Origin of the sequence: Lacimicrobium alkaliphilum, assembly GCF_002591895.1 — a bacterium.
Taxonomy (GTDB): Bacteria; Pseudomonadota; Gammaproteobacteria; order Enterobacterales; family Alteromonadaceae; genus Lacimicrobium; species Lacimicrobium alkaliphilum.
Map to the genome: position 1 here is coordinate 1 of NZ_NISX01000036.1, position 3,031 is coordinate 3,031.

Here is a 3,031-nt window from a genome sequence, read left to right on the forward strand (position 1 = left end):
TTAGAAATTGGCAGTATTACCCGTTTTGATTCAGCAGGAAACTTCGCTTCCTACGCCCGCTGTGTGGAAAGCAAACTTATCAGTAATAACAAAAAGAAGGGTAAGAATAACCGCAAGTGTGGTAATCGTTATCTGTCCTGGGCCTTTCATGAGGCGGCCCACCATAGCCTGGCCCACTATCCCCAAATCAAAGCCTTCTACACGCGCAAGAAACGAAAAACCAATGGCATGATAGCCATCCGGGCGGTGGCCCACAAACTGGCCCGGGCCTGTTACCATATTTTGAACAAAAGAGAGCCGTTTAATATGGATTTAGCGTTTCAATAAGTTCAGGAAGGGCCAAGCCAGTCAAGGGGTTGGCTAACAACCAAAGACTCTGAATGGATGGCCCTTCCGCCTGTGTTATCCTGTTCGCCCCTGGTCTGAGCCACTAAGGGTTGGGCGCAATGTGAACCACCAAATCTGTTAATGTTTATCAGATGGACAGCTCAGGGTACCGGAGATTTTTTGGAACGCGACAGCGTTTGGGGCCCATTCGCCGTTTGAATGCAGCCTAGAACCAGATGGGTGACTGGTGCGAACGGACTTGACACCGCACGACGAAAAAACGAAGCGAAACAGATTACCGGGCGGAGATTACTCTTCAAATATCCCGATATCATCTAAATATCGGGACGGGGTATCGTTGTTTACTTGACACGGCTGATTAATGGGTGACCCCTCGCCTTGCTGACCCCTCGCCTTGTGACCCCTCGCCTTGACCTGACCCCTCGCCTGTGTGTGTGTGTTTGTTTCAAAAGTTGTGATGGGCGCCACTGTCACCCCTCTGATTGATTAACTCTTGATAGCGTTCCCATAAATACTGTGCCCTCTTAAGACCCNTTGATTAAAAACTTGCGCTGCACCAAAGGATAGCCGCCTCTATTCCAGAAGCCTTTGCGGTGCATCCATGTCCTCGTGCAAAACACGAACAACGAGCACCTCCGGCTTTAGTACTTGATAGAAAACAGCGTGATGCTCTACCTGCAATCTGCGATACCCGGGAAGGACATGGGCGTAGTTAGCGCCGAGTGATGGATGATTAATCAGCTGATTCATTCCTGCCTCAAGCTGATCAAGGTAACTATCCGCCTGATCAACCCCCCATTCTTCGCAGGTATATATCCAGATTCCGGTGAGGTCAGATTCCGCCTTCGGCGTGACGGTTAGCCTAAACACTAATCAGCCGCCTTCATCCGCTTACGGCCAGCCGCTTTGATGGCCGATATATCGAGCGGCTTAGGTTTCCCACTGGACTCACCCTCAGCGAGGGCCTGCCTCAGCGTGGCAAGACGTTCCTTGGCCTGCTGGTCTCTTCGGATGAGATCGCGAATATACTCACTATCATTGCCAAAGTGACCGCTTTCAATCTGACCTTTCACCCAGTCGTCTTGCTGTTCAGTCAACGTGATAGTTTTCCGGTGCATGCTCATGGATGATGCCCTAACAAAGAGAAGTATGACAATATCATACCATTTGTTTAAGCCGAATCAATGCCCCATTTCTTGTCGCCCAACGCCAACAGCACACGCGGCTACGGAATGGAGGCGAAGCCGCAATGGAGTAGCCGTCGCCGTGGCTCTACTGGTTAGGCCTGAACTCAGTCATTCTCCGACTTGCCCTCTCGTTTAAATGCCGCACGCGCCCAATAGAGTCCGAAAATCACCAGCGCTGGCCCAACACCGAGTGTCAGGAAGCTCCCACTATATTGCGGCTGCATCTCAACTAACGAGTTATATAACACCCAGCCTACAATTGAGAGACCGATGAATACGGACGTTATCCCTAGTACTGCCTGGGGGACGCCGAACAAAACACCGAGCATTCTTTGCAGAGGGGTTGGGTTGTCCAGACTCCGAAGCGCTGACCCAAGATCAATCCAAGCCAAAATCAGGACCGGCAGACCAACGAAAATAAAGAGCAAAAACCACGTGGTTAGCCAACCTTCATGGATTGTCGAACCAATTGCTCCAGCTAGCACCGTGAGAAATACAACTATCGCCAGTAACTTTGTGGTCACAGCTTTCATGATCTAGGGCCTAACGCCGCCACCAGCGGCAAAAACTTGATGGCGCTTTTGTTGCGCTGTTAGCAAAAAAAGTGACAGCGAGTTTTTGCCCGGTTTGAGTGGCCTTGTTAGTGCCCTTCACTGACGTTTCCCTTGTTTCATCCCTCGCATATTTACCTAAGAGAAAAATGCTCCAGGCAAACTCGAATATTGGAAAAAAGACACAAAAAGTAAAGAGTATAACTATCTCGTAACTTACCCCCAACAGTTGTGAAATATAACCTACCGACAGCACCGTCATGCAAAGATATATGATGATGGCGATAGACCATTTCTTGAGGTTTACGTTCTCCATAGCACTATTCCATTACTGAAGAAGTGGTACTAACAGTTAAATGATGCGGACCCTATGAACCGCATATTATTTTTTTTAGGCACTTTTTTGCGCGATTACATACAAGTGTAGATTTGGCCAATCGTCGTTTTCAAGGTGCCTACAGATGCAACCGCAATCGCTCAATAGATTCAGAATGGCTGGAATGCCGAGCGCTGCATGATAAAGCTCTTGACCAAGAAATGGGTTACTTCCATCCCCGGGCTCGTCAACTGCACCGCTAGTGAAGATAATGATCCCATCCTTTGCCAATGCGTCACATAGCTTACGGAGTACTGTTTCTTGATGTTTCAGCGGAACATGCCAAATGCTATCCCACGCCGAAATGAATTCGTACTTGTTGGAAGAACTCCACTCACAAATATCAGCATGATGGAACACCACTTCTGGGTGTCTCTTCTTAGCATGCTTCAGCATCTCAATAGAAAAGTCTAGACCTTCAGCTTCAAAGCCGTGCTCAAGCATTAGATCAATAATGCGACCACTACTTCCGCAACCTATATCTATAGCTTTTCCCGTTTCTTTCGAAAGCTGCAATGCTCGCCTGTGCTGTTCTATCCCGTTTTTCCTGCATATTCTGCCTGATCCTG

General features: G+C 48.6%; 6 protein-coding genes. 1 reads left to right on the forward strand and 5 read right to left on the reverse strand.

Features of this window, described 5'->3' with window-relative positions:
* Positions 1-327: transposase (locus CDA54_RS19300; RefSeq protein WP_143452333.1), on the forward strand; the 327-nt coding region annotated here is incomplete at its 5' end.
* A gap of 594 nt (positions 328-921) precedes the next feature.
* On the opposite strand, the gene CDA54_RS19305 is transcribed toward CDA54_RS19300, so the two are convergent.
* The 5 genes from CDA54_RS19305 to CDA54_RS19325 all read right to left on the reverse strand — a co-directional run.
* A complete protein-coding gene (locus tag CDA54_RS19305) occupies positions 922-1,218 on the reverse strand; it encodes a type II toxin-antitoxin system RelE/ParE family toxin (protein ID WP_099036677.1) in 297 nt (98 codons plus the stop codon).
* Positions 1,218-1,445 carry a type II toxin-antitoxin system ParD family antitoxin gene (locus CDA54_RS19310; RefSeq protein WP_229748218.1) on the reverse strand — a complete coding sequence of 76 codons (228 nt, stop codon included), beginning with the start codon at positions 1,443-1,445 and terminating at the stop codon, positions 1,218-1,220. The genes CDA54_RS19305 and CDA54_RS19310 overlap by 1 nt, the downstream gene beginning before the upstream one ends.
* A gap of 194 nt (positions 1,446-1,639) precedes the next feature.
* Positions 1,640-2,068, reverse strand: a complete 429-nt coding sequence (locus CDA54_RS19315; protein ID WP_099036679.1) for a hypothetical protein — start codon at positions 2,066-2,068, stop codon at positions 1,640-1,642.
* Between the two features lie 10 nt (positions 2,069-2,078).
* Positions 2,079-2,402, reverse strand: coding sequence for a hypothetical protein (locus CDA54_RS19320; protein ID WP_099036680.1), 324 nt, complete (start codon positions 2,400-2,402; stop codon positions 2,079-2,081).
* A gap of 75 nt (positions 2,403-2,477) precedes the next feature.
* Positions 2,478-3,031, reverse strand: a 554-nt coding sequence (locus CDA54_RS19325) for a class I SAM-dependent methyltransferase (RefSeq protein ID WP_143452334.1), incomplete at its 5' end; no start/stop codon positions are given.

Coding starts and splice junctions, on each gene's coding strand:
- CDA54_RS19315 (WP_099036679.1), bottom strand. CDS start 2,068: ATGAAAGCTGTGACCACAAAGTTACTGGCGATAGTTGTATTTCTCACG.
- CDA54_RS19320 (WP_099036680.1), bottom strand. CDS start 2,402: ATGGAGAACGTAAACCTCAAGAAATGGTCTATCGCCATCATCATATAT.